Source organism: Salmonella sp. NW177, assembly GCF_051811585.1.
Taxonomy (GTDB): domain Bacteria; phylum Pseudomonadota; class Gammaproteobacteria; order Enterobacterales; family Enterobacteriaceae; genus Salmonella; species Salmonella enterica.
The window spans coordinates 222,746-240,333 of record NZ_JAMMZV010000008.1; the positions used below are offsets into that span (position 1 = coordinate 222,746).

Genomic DNA, 17,588 nt, shown 5'->3' on the forward strand with positions numbered 1-17,588 from the left:
CGCTAATCGGTTTTCCGGTTAGCGCTCACGCCTGATTTCAGTGGATAAAGCAATATGGATATCGTTGGCGGACAAAACTTACGTCAGATGTGGGACGACCTGGCCGGGGTGTACGGAGATAAAACGGCGTTAATTTTCGAATCCTGTGAGGGAATCGTTCGGCAGTTTAGCTATGCTTCGCTCAATGAAGAGATTAACCGCACGGCGAACCTTTTTTACTCCTTAGGGATCCGCAAGGGTGATAGGGTCGCGCTGCATCTGGATAACTGTCCGGAATTCATCTTTTGCTGGTTTGGACTGGCAAAAATCGGCGCCATTATGGTGCCGATTAATGCCCGCTTACTGGGCGAAGAAAGCGCCTGGATCCTGCAAAACAGCCAGGTGAGTCTGCTGGTTACCAGCGCCCAGTTTTATCCTATGTACCGTGAAATACGCCAGGACAATAGCACTCCGCTTAATCATATCTGTCTGATTGGCGAGCAGCTTCCGGCTGACGACGGCGTGAGTCACTTTACCCAACTGCAATCCCGCCAGTCCACCACGCTGTGCTATACGCCCGCGTTATCCACTGACGATACGGCGGAAATTCTGTTTACCTCAGGCACCACCTCACGGCCTAAAGGGGTGGTAATTACCCACTACAACCTGCGTTTTGCAGGCTACTACTCTGCCTGGCAAATCGCCCTGCGCGATGATGACGTGTACATGACGGTGATGCCCGCGTTTCATATCGATTGTCAGTGTACCGCCGCAATGCCTGCATTCTCCGCTGGCAGCACCTTTGTCCTGCTAGAGAAGTACAGTGCCAGGGCCTTCTGGGATCAGGTACGTAAATATCAGGCGACGGTGACCGAGTGCATCCCGATGATGATCCGCACGCTGATGGTCCAGCCCGCCGCGCCAACGGACAGGCAGCATCATCTGCGCGAAGTGATGTTCTATCTCAATTTATCCGAGCAGGAAAAAGACGATTTTACCGAACGCTTTGGCGTCAGGCTGCTGACCTCTTATGGTATGACTGAAACCATTGTCGGAATTATTGGCGACCGTCCCGGAGACAAACGGCGCTGGCCTTCCATTGGTCGCGTGGGTTTTAGCTATGAAGCTGAAATTCGCGACGATCAAAATCGCCCGCTGCCCGCCGGAGAAATTGGCGAAATCTGTATTAAAGGCATTCCCGGCAAGACTATCTTCAAAGAGTATTACATGCAGCCGGAGGCAACCGCCAGGGCGCTGGAACCAGAGGGCTGGTTACATACCGGTGATTCGGGTTACCAGGATGAGGATGGCTATTTTTATTTCGTCGACAGGCGCTGCAACATGATTAAACGCGGCGGGGAAAATGTCTCCTGCGTCGAGCTGGAAAATATTATTTCTGCGCATCCGAAAATTCAGGACATTGTGGTGGTTGGTATTAAAGACGCGATCCGTGATGAGGCCATTAAAGCGTTTATCGTCCTTAATGAAGGTGAAACATTAAGCGAAGCCGAGTTTTTCAGCTTTTGCGAAAACAATATGGCGAAGTTCAAGGTTCCCTCTTTTATGGAGATCAGAACCGACCTGCCGCGCAACTGTTCAGGAAAAATAATCAAAAAAAATCTGAAATAAACCTTCCGGCAGGAATCCCTCCCGCCGGAAAACTATTTATCTGGAGATGAACTATGAGTGAGTCATTACATCTGACCCGTAACGGCCCGATCCTGGAAATTACCCTCGACCGACCTAAAGCGAATGCCATTGACGCCAAAACCAGCTTTGCAATGGGTGAAGCTTTTCTTAATTTCCGTGACGATCCGGAATTACGCGTAGCAATCATTACCGGTGGCGGGGAGAAATTCTTTTCTGCTGGCTGGGACTTAAAAGCGGCAGCGGAAGGTGAAGCGCCGGATGCCGATTTTGGTCCCGGCGGCTTTGCCGGTTTAACCGAAATATTTGACCTCGATAAGCCGGTTATCGCCGCGGTGAACGGCTACGCGTTTGGCGGCGGTTTTGAGCTGGCGCTGGCGGCGGACTTTATTGTCTGCGCCGAAAACGCCAGCTTCGCGCTGCCGGAAGCCAAGCTCGGCATCGTGCCTGACAGCGGCGGCGTATTGCGTCTGCCTAAGCTGCTGCCACCGGCTATCGTCAACGAAATGGTGATGACCGGCAGACGAATGAGCGCCGAAGAAGCGCTGCGTTGGGGGATCGTGAACCGCGTTGTCAGCCAGAGCGAACTGATGGATAGCGCGCGCGAACTGGCGCAACAACTGGTCAATAGCGCCCCGCTGGCTATCGCGGCGCTGAAAGAGATTTATCGCGCGACCAGCGAAATGCCGGTAGAAGAAGGCTACCGCTACATCCGCAGCGGCGTACTGAAGCATTATCCGTCGGTACTGCATTCAGAAGATGCGCTCGAAGGACCGCAGGCATTTGCCGAAAAACGCGATCCGGTGTGGAAAGGTCGTTAATGTGACTATGCTGGATGGCGCTTCGCTTATCCGGCCTACAGCACATGCGCAACCGTAGGCCGGATAAGGTGTTTACGCCGCCATCCGGCAAAAAAACCGAGGTACAACTATGAGCTATTACGCCTTTGAAGGATTGATCCCGGTGGTGCATCCGGACGCGTTTGTCCATCCCAGCGCCGTGCTGATTGGCGATGTCATCGTGGGCGCCGGTGTTTATATTGGCCCACTCGCGTCATTGCGTGGGGATTATGGTCGCCTGATCCTGGAGGCAGGCTCTAATCTGCAGGATGGCTGCATTATGCATGGCTACTGCGATACCGATACCATCGTGCATGAAAACGGCCATATCGGCCACGGCGCTATTCTACATGGCTGCGTGGTGGGACGGGACGCCCTGGTCGGCATGAATAGCGTCATTATGGACGGCGCAGTGATTGGCGAAGAGAGCATTGTCGCCGCCATGAGTTTTGTCAAAGCCGGATTTCAGGGTGAGGCAAGGCAACTGCTGGTGGGATCACCGGCGCGCGTACTACGCCAGGTTACGGACCAGGAGCTGCACTGGAAACGCCTCAATACCAAAGAATATCAGGATCTTGCGATCCGTTGTCGAACGGGGTTATCTGAAACGAAGCCGTTAACACAGGTCGAAGAAAACCGACCGCGCCTGAAAGGCACGACTGACGTGAAGCCAAAATCAGCACAGTAATTGATGCCGGATGCGCTCACGCTTATCCGGCCTACGCGTCAATTACCGTTTACCCCGCCAACAGGTTAAACAGACAATTAGCGACGCATACTCTTGGAGAGCATCATCTGCCATTTCTGCTCACGGTTTAGCTCTGTGGGGGGAACGGCAGACAGCCGCGGCGCTTTCGCCACGCTCACTTTTCTTTCCTGCAAATTATGATTCAATCGGCGATAGAGTTGAGAGTCGATACTCACGACTTTCACCAGACGCTGGCACTGGCAGCCTCGTCCTGCAATTTGGTTAGGGATCATCTTCACTTCACAAACAATTTCCCCCACTTCTGACAGAATATAGGAGAGCGTATTAATTGCTTTGCAATGTTCAATATCAAATTGACGGGAAATCTCCCTGGCAGTGATCCATCGGTTCTCTGCCATCATCCAGTCAGCAATTAACAAATAAAGCGGTCTTTCAACATATTTTTCACACATAAGCACACCATTTCACAAATTAAAAATCTGGCTACGGCCTGTCCAAACTAATAAAAACTAAGCCATATTAAAATTGTGGATATGCAAGATAGTATGCGACTTAAATATTGATTAGTGTGAGCAATATCGTGCTTATTACATTGAAAATGTGGTTACGGAAACGGACTTCTCCAGGAATGACCTTACACAAGATAAAAAAGGGTTTCTTTACAGAAACCCTTTCAACATTATATTACAGGTCCGGTTAGAGCAATATCCACCGGACCCTTTGTTTACGACTTTTTGATCTGCGCGTGCATTTCCTGCACCGAGGTTACCTTCTCGGTGGCATCGGCATTGAGCGCCATCGTCGTGGCAAAACCGCCGTTCAGCGTGGTGTCATAATGCACTTTATACTGCAGCGCGCTGCGGCGAATCACCCTGGAGTCTTCAATCGCGCGGCGGCCTGCGGTGGTGTTGATGATATAGGTATATTCGCCATTCTTGATACGGTCCTGAATGTGCGGACGACCTTCGTGCACCTTGTTCACCAGACGCGGGTTGATACCGGCTTCGCCCAGCACAATCGCCGTACCGTGGGTGGCATCCAGCTCGAAGCCTTGTTTCAGCAGCTTAGCGGCGAGGTCCACCACGCGCTCTTTGTCGCCTTCGCGAACGGAGAGCAGCGCACGGCCCTGTTTCTTCATGGTGGAGTTACTGCCCAACTGTGCCTTGGCGAACGCTTCCGCAAAGGTACGGCCCACGCCCATCACTTCCCCGGTGGAGCGCATTTCTGGCCCTAACAGCGGGTCAACGCCCGGGAATTTGTTGAACGGCAGCACCACTTCTTTCACCGAGTAGTACGGCGGGATAATTTCTTGGGTCACGCCCTGCTCGGTCAGCGTTTTGCCGGCCATCACGCGCGCCGCCACTTTCGCCAGCGGCACGCCGGTGGCTTTGGAGACGAACGGTACGGTACGCGCCGCACGCGGGTTGACTTCAATCAGGTAGACTTCGTTGTCCTTGACCGCAAACTGCACGTTCATCAGGCCGCGCACCTGCAACTCGAAGGCCAGCTTCTGCACCTGCTGGCGCATCACATCCTGAATTTCCTGGCTCAGGGTGTAGGCTGGCAGGGAACAGGCGGAGTCGCCGGAGTGTACGCCCGCCTGCTCGATGTGTTCCATGATGCCGCCAATCAGCACCATTTCGCCGTCGCAGATAGCGTCCACGTCCACTTCAACCGCGTCATCAAGGAAGCGGTCCAGCAGCACCGGCGCATCGTTAGACACGCTGACCGCCGTCTGGAAGTAGCGACGCAGGTCGGCTTCGTCATAGACAATTTCCATCGCCCGACCGCCCAGCACGTAAGAAGGACGTACCACCAGCGGGTAGCCGATCTCTTTCGCTTTTTCGACAGCCTGTTCAATGGCGGTGACGGTGGCGTTGGCCGGTTGCTTCAGCTTCAGACGGTCAACCGCGTGCTGGAAGCGCTCGCGGTCTTCCGCGCGGTCGATGGCGTCCGGGCTGGTGCCGATAACCGGCACGCCTGCCGCTTCCAGCGCGCGCGCCAGCTTCAGCGGGGTCTGGCCGCCGTACTGCACGATAACGCCTTTCGGCTTCTCGATACGCACGATTTCCAGCACGTCTTCCAGCGTCACCGGCTCGAAGTACAGACGGTCGGAAGTGTCGTAGTCGGTGGAGACGGTTTCCGGGTTACAGTTGACCATAATGGTCTCGTAACCGTCTTCGCGCAGCGCCAGCGAGGCATGGACGCAGCAGTAGTCAAACTCAATGCCCTGGCCGATACGGTTCGGGCCGCCGCCGAGGACCATGATTTTGTCGCGGTCAACGGACGGGTTCGCTTCGCACTCATCTTCATAAGTGGAGTACATGTAGGCGGTATCGGTGGCGAATTCCGCCGCGCAGGTATCCACACGCTTGTAGACCGGATGCAAGTCATACTGGTCACGCAGCTTACGGATTTCCGCTTCGCGTACGCCCGCCAGTTTCGCCAGACGCGCATCGGCAAACCCTTTACGCTTGAGCTGACGCAGGAAGTCGGCGTTGAGGCCGGTAATACCGACTTCAGCCACTTTCTCTTCCAGACGCACCAGCTCTTCAATTTGTACCAGGAACCAGCGGTCGATGTTGGTCAGGTTAAAGACGCCATCCACAGACAAGCCCGCACGGAAGGCATCGGCGATATACCAGATACGATCTGCGCCCGCATCTTTCAGCTCGCGGCGGATTTTGGTCAGCGCTTCCGGGTCGTCGAGGCTGACTTTCGGGTCGAAACCGGTGGCGCCCACTTCCAGGCCACGCAGCGCTTTCTGCAGGGATTCCTGCTGCGTGCGACCAATCGCCATCACTTCCCCGACCGATTTCATCTGGGTGGTCAGACGGTCGTTAGCACCGGCGAATTTCTCAAAGTTAAAGCGCGGAATTTTGGTGACAACGTAGTCAATAGACGGCTCAAACGACGCCGGCGTACGGCCACCGGTGATGTCGTTCATCAGTTCGTCAAGGGTGTAACCCACCGCCAGTTTGGCGGCTACTTTGGCAATCGGGAAGCCGGTGGCTTTCGACGCCAGCGCCGAGGAGCGGGAGACGCGCGGGTTCATTTCGATAACGATCAGACGACCGTTTTTCGGGTTCACTGCGAACTGGACGTTAGAACCGCCGGTTTCGACGCCGATTTCACGCAGTACCGCCATCGAGGCGTTACGCATGATTTGGTATTCTTTGTCGGTCAGCGTCTGTGCCGGGGCCACGGTGATGGAGTCACCGGTGTGGATACCCATCGCATCGAAGTTTTCGATAGAGCAGACGATGATGCAGTTGTCGTTTTTATCACGCACCACTTCCATCTCGTACTCTTTCCAGCCGATCAGCGATTCATCAATCAGCAGCTCGTTGGTTGGCGAGAGGTCCAGACCGCGTTCGCAGATTTCTTCGAACTCTTCACGGTTGTAAGCGATACCGCCGCCGGTGCCGCCCATGGTAAAGGACGGACGGATGATGCACGGGAAGCCGACGTCAGCGGCAACCGCCAGCGCTTCTTCCATGGTGTGCGCGATACCGGAACGCGCGGTGTCGAGACCAATTTTCTTCATCGCGATATCGAAGCGACGACGGTCTTCGGCTTTATCAATGGCGTCGGCGGTGGCGCCAATCATGGTGACGCCGAACTCTTCGAGCACGCCCTGCCGCTCCAGCTCCAGCGCGCAGTTCAGCGCGGTCTGGCCGCCCATGGTCGGCAGCACTGCATCCGGACGCTCTTTTTCGATGATTTTGCGTACCACTTCCCAGTGAATCGGCTCGATGTAAGTCGCATCGGCCATTTCCGGGTCGGTCATGATGGTGGCCGGGTTGGAGTTCACCAGAATAACGCGGTAGCCCTCTTCGCGCAGCGCTTTACACGCCTGAGCGCCGGAGTAATCAAACTCACACGCCTGACCGATAACAATCGGGCCCGCGCCCAGAATCAGGATGCTTTTTATATCTGTACGTTTTGGCATGGCTCTTATTACTCCTGATTATTTCGCGGACTGACGGTATTGCTCAATAAGCTCGATAAAGTGGTCGAACAGCGGCGCCGCATCGTGCGGGCCCGGGCTCGCCTCCGGGTGTCCCTGGAAGCTGAACGCCGGTTTGTCGGTACGGTGAATGCCCTGCAGGGTGCCGTCGAACAGCGACTTGTGGGTCACGCGCAGGTTGGCGGGCAGCGAGTCTTCATCCACCGCAAAGCCGTGGTTCTGCGCGGTGATCATCACCACGTTTCGGTCCATATCTTTTACCGGATGGTTGCCGCCGTGATGGCCGAACTTCATCTTAACGGTCTTCGCACCGCTCGCCAGCGCCAGCAGCTGATGGCCGAGGCAGATGCCGAACACAGGAATGTCGGTCTGGAGGAATTTCTTAATCGCCTCGATGGCGTAGTCGCACGGAGCCGGGTCGCCAGGGCCGTTCGACAGGAAGATGCCGTCCGGATTCATTTTCAGCACCTCTTCAGCAGAGGTTTGCGCTGGCACCACCGTCAGGCGGCAGCCGCGATCCACCAGCATGCGCAGGATGTTGCGTTTGGCGCCGAAATCATAGGCCACCACATGGAACGGCAGGTCATCCTCAGATTTCGCTTCCGGTAAACCGTCTTTCAGCGTCCAGCTACCCTGCGTCCAGCGGTAAGTTTCCGTCGTGGTCACTTCTTTCGCCAGATCCATACCGTTAAGTCCAGGAAATGCTTTCGCTTTTTCCAGCGCCAGCTTCGCATCCGGGCTATCGCCTGCAATGATGCAGCCGTTCTGTGCGCCTTTCTCACGCAGCAGTCGGGTCAGCTTGCGGGTATCGATATCAGCAATCGCCACGATGTTATGGCGTTTCAGGTAAGAAGAGAGGTCTTCGGTGTTACGGAAGTTGCTGGCAATCAACGGCAGATCGCGAATCACTAAACCTTGCGCATGAACCTGAGAAGATTCTTCATCGGCTTCATTGGTGCCGACATTACCAATATGGGGATAAGTAAGAGTGACGATTTGGCGGGAATAGGAAGGATCAGTGAGGATTTCTTGATAACCGGTCATTGAAGTATTGAAAACGACTTCCCCAACCGCCGAACCTGTTGCCCCTATGGCCCGACCGTGAAACTGGGTTCCGTCTTCCAGAACCAATAGCGCTGACTTAATCAAAACACCCTCCAGAGAATATTCACTCACTTTATTTGCATATTAATTCATTCAGTCAGTATGAAGCAATGCAAATTTGCTTACCCGTGGATTTCTGGCAAACGGCGGCATTCTGAAGTTAAGCCGGATAAAAGTCAACTTAAAGAGGGTATTTTTTATGTTATTTTGCACATTATAAGGAAGTTATTCTGTTTAAGAGGCAAAAAGATCAACTAAGTGACGATAGAAAACGCTTGCGCTTCCTTGAGTTCGCAAAAAATTGACTGGCATGATAAAAAGTGGACCAAATGGTCAAATTTCACATTAAAACAACAAAAAACAACGATAAAAATTCATTTAATAACCATTAATGCCATTAAATGCATAAAAATTCAAAATTAAGCAAATTAACGACAAAAACATTTTAAAAATCAATATCTTAAAAATATAAAAACAAATCAAATGCATTATAAAATCAACAAAAAACAGCAAATTAAGACAATGTAATAAGAATTACAATCGCGATATAAAGATCAAACTTCTTTTTCTTTAAGACTAGCGCATAAGATTGGAACACAATCAGCCTCACTACAGCATAAAAAAGCCAACCTATTGAAACAAAAGAGATAAAACGCCCCCGTGGAACAGCACTACCCCCCGATGGATATCAGTCTTATCAGTCTGGTCGAGGTGCCTTTTGCATACGGTAAGCCGCTGCGGCTGAATATGACTAATGTCAGTTCAGGCAGTAATTTTTTCCTGTTGAACGTAATGACCCGTACCGATGCGCCCGAAGGGCTAATTAACCGTATTTATCGTAATGGCAATTACGTCACGCAAATGGATGCCGTTGGCCCGGATGTCTTTAAACTGACTATTCTTAACGCGAAAACAACGGCAGAACATGTCGTGGGCGAAGAAACTGTCGAAACATGAATGGTGAAAGGCGTTATTTATCTGACCGAATAACCGGGGGGCAAAAAACAAAAGGGCAATAATATATTGCCCTTTGTAATCAATTAATCTTGATTACCACAACCACATCACGAAGGTATTTAGTCGCTATAATACATCCAGCCCCAGCACATCCCGCATGTCAAATAGCCCATTTTTCTTCGTTTTTAGCCATAACGCCGATCGCAACGCGCCATTTGCAAACGTCATGCGGCTGGAAGCTTTATGCGTAATCTCTACGCGCTCGCCAATATCGGCAAACATCGCGGTATGTTCGCCGACGATGTCGCCCGCCCGAACGGTCGCAAAGCCAATCGTGCCCGCTACGCGCTCGCCGGTATAACCTTCACGCGAGTAGACCGCGCAGTCCTTCAGATCTTTATCCAGCGCCCCGGCGATTGCCTCGCCCATTGCCAGCGCCGTACCCGACGGTGCATCCACTTTATGGCGGTGGTGCGCTTCAATAATTTCAATATCGCTATAGTCGCCCATTACCTTCGCGGCTTTCTCCAGCAGCTTGAGCATGACGTTAACACCGACGCTAAAGTTTGCGGCGAAAACGATCGCAATCTCTTGTGACGCCTCGCGAATGGCTTGTTTACCGGCGTCGTCAAAGCCGGTAGTACCAATCACCATCCCTTTACCATGCTGGCGGCAAAACGCCAGATGCGTCAACGTGCCTTCCGGACGGGTAAAATCGATGAAAACGTCAAAATCATCTTTTACCGCCTCAAGGCTGCTTTGAACGGTCACGCCGGACTTTCCCACCCCTGCCAGTTCGCCAGCATCGCTGCCCAGCAAGGAAGAGCCTTCGCGCTCCAGCGCGGCACCCAGCTGAACACCTTCCATCGCCATGGCGGCCTGGATTAACTGCCGTCCCATGCGGCCACCGGCGCCGGCAATGGCGACGCGGATTTGTGCTTCATGCATAGCTATTCTCTTTTGTAAAAATTGCGTAAACCGTTTTCAGAGTAACCAGCGCGCCCGGAGGCCGCCATCTAAAATCGCCGATAATTAGAAATTAATGATAAACAGGGAGCGATATCAGTAAAAGACATGATTCATCCCGCAGGATGAATCATTGCTGGAGAGAATGAAAGAAGAGAAACTTACTCAGGATAGAGGGAACCGGCAGGAAAATGACTTAAAAACCAGGTCACTGCCAGTAAATCCGCGCTACCGCCAGGGCTTAAGTTACGCAGGATGAGTTCATCATCGAGGGACTGCATCGCTTCAATGCCCCCCTCAACCAATACGCCCCCTTGCCACAACAATTTTTGTGCCTGCTGCTGCACGTAGTAAAGCCCTTCCAGGCCTCCCCGTGACACCAGATTGGTATCATCATTCCACGCCATCAGATGCAACAATGTTTGCAGCAGGGCAAGATGGGTATCGTCATGCTCCTGCACGACCCGGTTAAACACCGGCAAAGCCTGCGTTCTGACGGTTCGAAAACCGCTTTCCGCTTCTCCCCGCGCGCCCGACAGGCCATAACACTGGAAATGGGTTTCACTCTTTGTCAGTTTTCCCGCTTTTTTTGCTGAGAGCTCGTGGGCAACAATATTCCGACTCAGGCGGGCAACCTGGTCGCAGATACGATTTTGCTCCAACGGTTCTCCCCGCGCGAGAAGTCGGCCAATCGCTGCGCTCAGCAGGCCAAAAGCGAAAATCGCCCCGCGATGGGTATTCACACCATTGGTCGCCTGTAGCATATCGTTCTCACAGGCCATCCCCAGCGGACGCAGCATCACCAGGACATTTTCTGCCGCCAGCGCCGCCGTGTTGTTGCCCATGATAAAAAACTTTTCCATCCACGGAGCAATGGCGGTAGTACTACGTTCAAATGCCGCCAGATCCATATCCCTATGCGCTCCCGAATTACGAATATCGACCAGACCGGGTTTTGGTGTCAGCCTGGCTTCCGTCAGCAGCGCTCTTGCAACCAACCCATTAAGTTCGCCAGCCGCCAGCGATGAGTACGCTGGCGTACGCCGTTCAGTCACAACGCTCACGTTCATAGCATTCAATCCTTCGTGCAATTTCATCCAACAAAAGGTCAAGGGTGTGATGCTTGCCCCGGGCACAGAGATGAGCATCCTGCTGGCATATCAAACATGGCCGGGCAGGATGCCCGAGTTCACGGCGTGATAGCGACTTACCGTCGCTATCAATAATGTCGATGTCCCAAAGCCGCCCTAACGGATGGCTCATCTCTAGTGTCGACATGTGCTGTTTCAACGCCATTGCCGGCGCACAGACCGCTGCCATCCATTCCGGGCCGCTGCGTTCATTTACCTGCATTTCCCAGACGTTGACCCACTCCTTCTGTTCGCAAAGCGCCAGTATTTCGGCAATTGCGTAATCGGCGACACGCCGCCAGACCGCTGAGTTTTTAACGGCGCCCGGTGCAACCAGCGTGAGGGAAATCAACGGTAGCCGATAGCAGTTCAACGCCTGACGCTGCCTGGCGGCACGTTTATCGCGCGCTTGTAGCATCTCCTCCAGCGTAACTGCCTGGCCCTGGTACAGCAGGTCTGTGCCCTTCATCAGCCTTTAACCTGGCGAATCACGTCAATCACTGAACCGTCGCGATAACGCACCACAGCCACCACCCGATCGGTAAACTCAATCGGCTGCGGTTTGCCCGTCAGTTGCTCGGCGCGCTGTTGCAGTTGTTCGATGGTCGTCAGCGCCACGCCCGCAGCACGCAGGTTATCAAGCAGATCCTGACGCGCGGGGTTTACCGCAATACCATGGTCGGTAACCAGCACATCAACGCTTGCCCCTGGCGTGACGGTAGTCAGCACCTTTTCTACCACGCAAGGAATACGCCCGCGCACCAGCGGCGCAGTGATAATAGTCAGATCCGCACCTGCTGCCGTATCGCTATGGCCGCCCGATGCGCCACGCAGTACGCCGTTTGAACCGGTCATCACGTTAACGTTGAAATTCACGTCAATTTCCAGCGCGCTCAGCATCACCACGTTCAGGCGTTCGCATGCCGCGCCTTTAGAGCCGGGGTTTGCGTATTGATTGGTTGAGATTTCAATATGATGCGGGTTCTGCGCCAGCGAACGGGCGGCATCGCCATCGAATGATTGCGTATCCAGCAGCGCTTTGATCAACCCTTTCTCATGTAGATCCACCATGGTGCCGGTGATCCCGCCCAGGCCAAAACTCGCCGTAATGTTGTGGCGACGCATTTTGTCTTCCAGGAAACGGGTGACCGCCAGAGATGCGCCACCGGTGCCGGTTTGCAGCGAGAAACCGTCACAAAAATAACCTGAGTGTTCGATCACATTGGCCGCCTGCCGGGCGATCAACAGTTCACGCGGGTTGCTGGACAGACGAATCGCGCCCGCGGTGATTTTTTCCGGATCCCCTACCTCATCCACCTGCACGATTAAATCAACCTGATCCTGCGCGATACTGGCCGGATAATTGGGGAATTCGACCCACTCTTCAGTCAGGAGCACCACACATTTAGCGTACTGCGCATCAACCTGCGCATACCCCAAAGAGCCGCAGCGTGACTTGCCGCTAAAGCCGTTCGCATTACCAAATTCGTCGCAGCACGGCACGCCGAGGAAAGCGACATCAATATTCAGCTCACCGCTCTGAATCAGTTTTACGCGGCCGCCGTGAGAGTGGATCTGTACCGGGTTTTCCATCAGGCCAGCGGAGATCTCTTCCCCTAACTTGCCGCGCAGCCCGGAGGTATAAATCTGCCGCACCACGCCATTTTTAATGTGTTCGATAAGCGGCCAGTGGGCATCGATTAATGAGCTGGAGGCAAGCGTCAGATCGCGGAATCCCATTTCCGCCAGCTTCGCCATCACCATATTGACGACTTTGTCGCCACCACGAAACGCATGGTGGAAGGATATCGTCATGCCATTTTTAAGCCCGGAACGACGGATAGCCTCTTCAAGCGAGTCACAAATTTTACGCCGACGCTTTTCCGTTTCACTGGCAAGCCACGGGCTGTTCGCTGTTACCCCCTGGTAGGGCTGTAATCCTTCCGGTACGACATATTGCTGGTTGAGCATGGTTACAGTCTCTTTCATGGTTCCTTCCTTAATCACGAATACCGGAAGCCGACAGCGCCACCACTTTGCGCGCGTGGTCGATAATCGGGCCGTCAATCATTTTGCCGTTGAGTGAAACGACGCCCAGACCGCGAGACTCAGCCTCTTCAGCGGCGGCAATCACCTCATACGCATGCTCAACTTCTTTACGTGTCGGAGAATAAGCCTGATGTAACAGTTCAATCTGACGTGGATTCACTAAGGACTTACCGTTAAAACCAAGCCCTTTCGCCAACTGCACTTCCTTCAGGAAGCCTTCTTCATTATTGATATCCGACCAAACGACATCATAGGCGGCAATACCCGCAACGCGCGCCGCATGCAGCACTGCGCAGCGGGCGTAGAACAGCTCGGTGCCATCGCCCCGGCTGGTGCCCATATCCATCACGTAATCAAATGCCGCCAGCGCAATTGCCACCATGCGCGGGCTGGAGGTGGCGATGTCGACGGCATTGACCACGCCTTTCGCTGATTCGATCGCCGCCATCAGCCTGGTACTGCCGACTTCACGTCCACATTCACGTTCGATCCGTTCAACCTGCGCTTCCAGCTCCAGCACATCGTTTTTGCTGTCGGTTTTCGGCAGACGCACGATATCCGCGCCACCACGCACGACGGCCTCAAGATCGGCCAGACCGAATGGCGTGTTCAGTGGATTAATGCGCACCACTTTTTCAACATCCTGATAGAACGGATGTTGAAGCGCGTGATGAACCAAAAGACGGGCGGTATCTTTCTCACGTAACGCTACGGCGTCTTCTAAGTCGAACATCACCGCGTCCGCACCATAGACAAACGAGGTGCTCAACATGGCCGCATTTGCGCCGGGGATAAACAACATACTGCGACGTGGTCTCATAACGCACTCCATTGAATTTCCGTTTGTTCTGCAGCGCGCAGCGCCGCCGCCTGCACTCGGGCGCGTAAAATACACTCCAGCGCGCCTTTGTCATCGACGCTAACCAGCGCGCGTTCAACGCCCAGCTTCGCCAGCGTTTCCCGAACCACCTGCTCAATCGCCGCGCCAAACTGCTGCTTCACCAGACTCTCTAGCTCCAGCCGAATTCCTGGCTCGCTGGATGGACCAATCCTGATCATCACATCGCTGGATTCCAGCGTGCCTGCCAGGGCATCTTTAATGATTTTCATTAGTTATGTTCCTTGTTAACGGTGTTACGTCATATGGTTTCAGTGTGTCTGGCGGCATGCCGCTGCAGATATGCCAGGGTGCCAGCAGGCACCAGCGCGCTTATTGCCGGCCAATTACGTTCGCTATACAGTTTTCTGACGCGAGAGGCGGAAATAGCCGTGCCGTTTTTCTCCACCCGCGCCAGCTCGACGACCTCAATAACCGGGCCGCTGCGCTTCGGATCGTGTAAAATGTCGTGCATCCGCTGGTTATAGGCACAGGTCAGAGGACAAAACGGCTCACTGCCGACAAAACGATGGGTAATCCCCAGCGCTGGAGCCAGATGTTCACGGAAGAGTTGCAGATCGATCTGGCAATGGCAGTCGTCCACAACCCCTTTTTCTTTGAGGAAATAGCCGGGAAACGTCGCACGCGAGATCATATAAGCGGAGCCGGAATGCAACGTGACGTTGTCAATGCCCGCGATTCCTTGTTCGATCAGCGCCCAACGGTCGGTATAGGAAAAAAATGAAGCATCTTCTTTGACTACAAACAGATGCAACCAGTCACAGGCCGCAGCCGCTTGCTCCACCAGGTAACGGTGGCCCAAGGTAAACGGATTGGCGTTCATGACGATGGCGCCGATCGTTTTTCCCGGTTGACGATAAAGCGCCAGTTGGCGACAAAAGCGCGCTAACCGTTCACTGCTGTTCTCCATTAACACCGCCAGCTCACCTGCCTGCGCAATGGGCCAAAACCCCGCGCCAGAAAACAGCAACCGATTTTGCGGCTTAGTGAACAGGAAAAGCTCGCTGCGGTTTAACTCGTAGGCCAATGTAAGCAGCTCAGTCAGCAGTTTGAGGCTGAGCCCTTCCCCTTGTAAAACCGGGGAAACGGCGATGCATTTCAGTACGTTTCCGGCCAGCGAGCCGCATCCAACTATCTCACCCTGCCAATATGCGCATACCGCGATTTCACAATCATCTTCCAAGGCGAGTCCCACGCCCTCCAGAAACATGGCGACCGACTCGCGACGCAATACATTCTTTTGCAAATAAATGCGTTTAAATATTAGATTCACTCTATTCTGCATCCGTCAGCAAATAACGTCGCATATTTCGCCAGCGTTTGTATTACTCGTCTGGAATAGACATCACACTTTCCCCCTTGCTTTTATAAGCTTTATGGTTTTTATTTCCTTAATTAACCAGAGTTAATAAAAATAATTAAATTAATTAAAAACACAACCATTCAGTGAAGATAGTCACATCTCACGGTTCATTGAATTTATTAGTATGCGCGGGTCTTGTTACCCATCAATACACAGGAAAATGTTTATGACCAACATGACCCAGGCTTCGGCGACGGAGAAAAAGGGGGCTGGCGATTTACTCAGATTCAAAATCTTTGGTATGCCGCTACCGCTTTATGCTTTTGCATTAATTACTTTATTACTGTCTCATTTCTATAACGCTATACCGACTGACTTAGTCGGTGGTTTTGCTCTTATGTTTGTTATGGGGGCCATTTTTGGTGAAATCGGCAAACGTTTACCGATCTTCAATAAATATATTGGCGGCGCACCGGTTATGATATTTCTGGTTGCAGCTTATTTTGTCTATGCTGGCATATTTACGCAGAAAGAAATTGATGCGATCAGCAACGTAATGGATAAAAGCAACTTCCTTAACCTGTTTATCGCAGTGTTGATCACAGGCGCGATCCTGTCGGTAAACCGTAAGCTGCTATTAAAATCACTGCTGGGCTATATCCCAACCATCCTCGCCGGGATTGTCGGCGCTTCCCTTTTCGGTATCGTCATTGGTCTGTGCTTCGGTATCCCGGTCGACCGTATCATGATGCTGTACGTTCTGCCGATTATGGGCGGTGGTAACGGCGCGGGCGCCGTGCCTCTGTCTGAAATTTATCACTCGGTTACCGGACGTTCTCGCGAAGAGTATTACTCAACGGCTATTGCTATTCTGACCATTGCGAATATCTTCGCCATTATTTTCGCCGCCCTCCTCGATATGATAGGCAAAAAATACACCTGGCTTAGCGGTGAAGGTGAATTGGTTCGTAAGGCTTCCTTCAAAACCGAAGATGATGAAAAGGCCGGTCAGATTACCCATCGTGAAACGGCGGTTGGCATGGTGCTATCCACCACCTGCTTCCTGCTGGCCTATGTCGTTGCCAAAAAAATTCTGCCAAGCATCGGCGGCGTCTCTATTCACTACTTCGCCTGGATGGTCCTGATTGTTGCTGCGCTGAACGCATCAGGTCTTTGCTCACCGGAGATTAAAGCCGGGGCGAAACGTCTTTCTGACTTCTTCTCCAAGCAACTGCTGTGGGTGTTGATGGTAGGTGTGGGGGTTTGCTACACCGATCTGCAAGAGATCATCGATGCCCTGACGTTCGCGAACGTCGTTATCGCCGCAATCATTGTGGTCGGTGCTGTCGTTGGCGCAGCTATCGGGGGCTGGTTGATTGGCTTCTACCCGATTGAATCATCCATTACTGCGGGTCTTTGTATGGCCAACCGCGGCGGCTCCGGCGATCTGGAAGTGCTCTCCGCCTGTAACCGTATGAACCTCATTTCATATGCACAAATTTCCTCTCGTCTGGGCGGCGGTATTGTGCTGGTTATCGCTAGCATCGTGTTCAGCATGATGGTGTAAAAAAACGCACGGCGGTGTCTTTGCCGCAAACGACCTGGAGAAAAGTAGAGGCCAAAGCCAGAGGTGGCCAAGGGAAATCCACTCTACTCCTTAGCCGGATTCACCAGGAAGGTTGTCGTCAAGGCCACCGTCGTGCCTCTCATTATGGAAAATGATTCATGAATGAAGCTGTACTACTGGGTGAAGGTTTCACCCTGATGTTTTTAGGGATGGGGTTCGTACTGAGCTTTCTGTTCCTGCTCATCTTTGCCATTCGCGGCATGTCTGCCGTGATTACTCGCTTCTTCCCGGAACCCGTCGCCGCGCCCGCACCGCGCGCCGTTCCCGTCGTGGACGACTTCACCCGCTTAAAGCCGGTGATTGCCGCCGCCATTCACCATCACCGCCTTAACGCTTAATTTACGGAGGAATCCATGACCATTGCCATTACCGATGTTGTCCTGCGCGACGCCCACCAGTCTCTGTTCGCC

The 17,588-nt window shown here is 53.1% G+C and carries 16 protein-coding genes; 6 read left to right on the forward strand and 10 right to left on the reverse strand.

What is annotated here, in order from left to right:
- The first annotated feature begins 54 nt into the window (after window positions 1-54).
- From caiC to caiE, 3 genes are all read left to right on the forward strand, one after another.
- Window positions 55-1,608: a crotonobetaine/carnitine-CoA ligase gene (gene caiC, locus NA986_RS20815; protein WP_000355808.1), complete on the forward strand. Its 1,554-nt coding sequence runs from the start codon at window positions 55-57 to the stop codon at window positions 1,606-1,608.
- Between the two features lie 53 nt (window positions 1,609-1,661).
- Window positions 1,662-2,447 (forward strand): crotonobetainyl-CoA hydratase, encoded by a 786-nt coding sequence (gene caiD / locus NA986_RS20820; protein WP_000004376.1) that lies wholly within the window; start codon window positions 1,662-1,664, stop codon window positions 2,445-2,447.
- Window positions 2,448-2,556: 109 nt separating this feature from the next.
- On the forward strand, window positions 2,557-3,153 hold the full coding sequence (gene caiE, locus NA986_RS20825; protein ID WP_000122863.1) for a carnitine operon protein CaiE: 597 nt from the start codon (window positions 2,557-2,559) through the stop codon (window positions 3,151-3,153).
- Between the two features lie 77 nt (window positions 3,154-3,230).
- Here the strand turns inward: caiE and caiF are convergent, their stop codons facing one another.
- The 3 genes from caiF to carA form a co-directional block, all read right to left on the reverse strand.
- Window positions 3,231-3,626, reverse strand: coding sequence for a carnitine metabolism transcriptional regulator CaiF (caiF, locus tag NA986_RS20830; protein WP_000333324.1), 396 nt, complete (start codon window positions 3,624-3,626; stop codon window positions 3,231-3,233).
- Window positions 3,627-3,898: 272 nt separating this feature from the next.
- The gene (gene carB, locus NA986_RS20835) at window positions 3,899-7,126 is read right to left on the reverse strand and encodes a carbamoyl-phosphate synthase large subunit (protein ID WP_001126312.1); all 3,228 of its coding nucleotides are present in this window, start codon (window positions 7,124-7,126) and stop codon (window positions 3,899-3,901) included.
- Window positions 7,127-7,144: 18 nt separating this feature from the next.
- Entirely contained in the window at window positions 7,145-8,293 is a 1,149-nt protein-coding gene (carA, locus tag NA986_RS20840; RefSeq protein WP_000597284.1) for a glutamine-hydrolyzing carbamoyl-phosphate synthase small subunit, read from the reverse strand.
- Between the two features lie 636 nt (window positions 8,294-8,929).
- Here carA and NA986_RS20845 point away from each other — a divergent pair.
- The gene (locus NA986_RS20845) at window positions 8,930-9,205 is read left to right on the forward strand and encodes a hypothetical protein (RefSeq protein ID WP_023217057.1); all 276 of its coding nucleotides are present in this window, start codon (window positions 8,930-8,932) and stop codon (window positions 9,203-9,205) included.
- A gap of 126 nt (window positions 9,206-9,331) precedes the next feature.
- On the opposite strand, the gene dapB is transcribed toward NA986_RS20845, so the two are convergent.
- The 7 genes from dapB to citC form a co-directional block, all read right to left on the reverse strand.
- On the reverse strand, window positions 9,332-10,153 hold the full coding sequence (gene dapB, locus NA986_RS20850; protein WP_000544038.1) for a 4-hydroxy-tetrahydrodipicolinate reductase: 822 nt from the start codon (window positions 10,151-10,153) through the stop codon (window positions 9,332-9,334).
- 179 nt (window positions 10,154-10,332) lie between these two features.
- Entirely contained in the window at window positions 10,333-11,241 is a 909-nt protein-coding gene (gene citG, locus NA986_RS20855) for a triphosphoribosyl-dephospho-CoA synthase CitG (protein WP_001103238.1), read from the reverse strand.
- Complete coding sequence (citX, locus tag NA986_RS20860; RefSeq protein WP_000679050.1) at window positions 11,219-11,770, reverse strand: citrate lyase holo-[acyl-carrier protein] synthase; 552 nt, start codon at window positions 11,768-11,770, stop codon at window positions 11,219-11,221. The genes citG and citX overlap by 23 nt, the downstream gene beginning before the upstream one ends.
- Window positions 11,770-13,290, reverse strand: coding sequence for a citrate lyase subunit alpha (gene citF / locus NA986_RS20865; RefSeq protein ID WP_000665576.1), 1,521 nt, complete (start codon window positions 13,288-13,290; stop codon window positions 11,770-11,772). Before citF ends, citX begins: the two co-directional genes overlap by 1 nt.
- Window positions 13,291-13,300: 10 nt before the next feature.
- Window positions 13,301-14,170 carry a citrate (pro-3S)-lyase subunit beta gene (gene citE / locus NA986_RS20870; RefSeq protein ID WP_001247811.1) on the reverse strand — a complete coding sequence of 290 codons (870 nt, stop codon included), beginning with the start codon at window positions 14,168-14,170 and terminating at the stop codon, window positions 13,301-13,303.
- Window positions 14,167-14,460: a citrate lyase acyl carrier protein gene (citD, locus tag NA986_RS20875; RefSeq protein WP_000691461.1), complete on the reverse strand. Its 294-nt coding sequence runs from the start codon at window positions 14,458-14,460 to the stop codon at window positions 14,167-14,169. Before citD ends, citE begins: the two co-directional genes overlap by 4 nt.
- A gap of 29 nt (window positions 14,461-14,489) precedes the next feature.
- Window positions 14,490-15,533 (reverse strand): [citrate (pro-3S)-lyase] ligase, encoded by a 1,044-nt coding sequence (citC, locus tag NA986_RS20880; RefSeq protein ID WP_077957231.1) that lies wholly within the window; start codon window positions 15,531-15,533, stop codon window positions 14,490-14,492.
- Window positions 15,534-15,777: 244 nt separating this feature from the next.
- Between citC and citS the strand changes: the two genes are divergently transcribed.
- Complete coding sequence (gene citS / locus NA986_RS20885) at window positions 15,778-17,118, forward strand: citrate/sodium symporter CitS (RefSeq protein WP_000183596.1); 1,341 nt, start codon at window positions 15,778-15,780, stop codon at window positions 17,116-17,118.
- Window positions 17,119-17,276: 158 nt separating this feature from the next.
- Window positions 17,277-17,516: an oxaloacetate decarboxylase subunit gamma gene (locus NA986_RS20890; protein ID WP_001001155.1), complete on the forward strand. Its 240-nt coding sequence runs from the start codon at window positions 17,277-17,279 to the stop codon at window positions 17,514-17,516.
- Window positions 17,517-17,588: the final 72 nt, after the last annotated feature.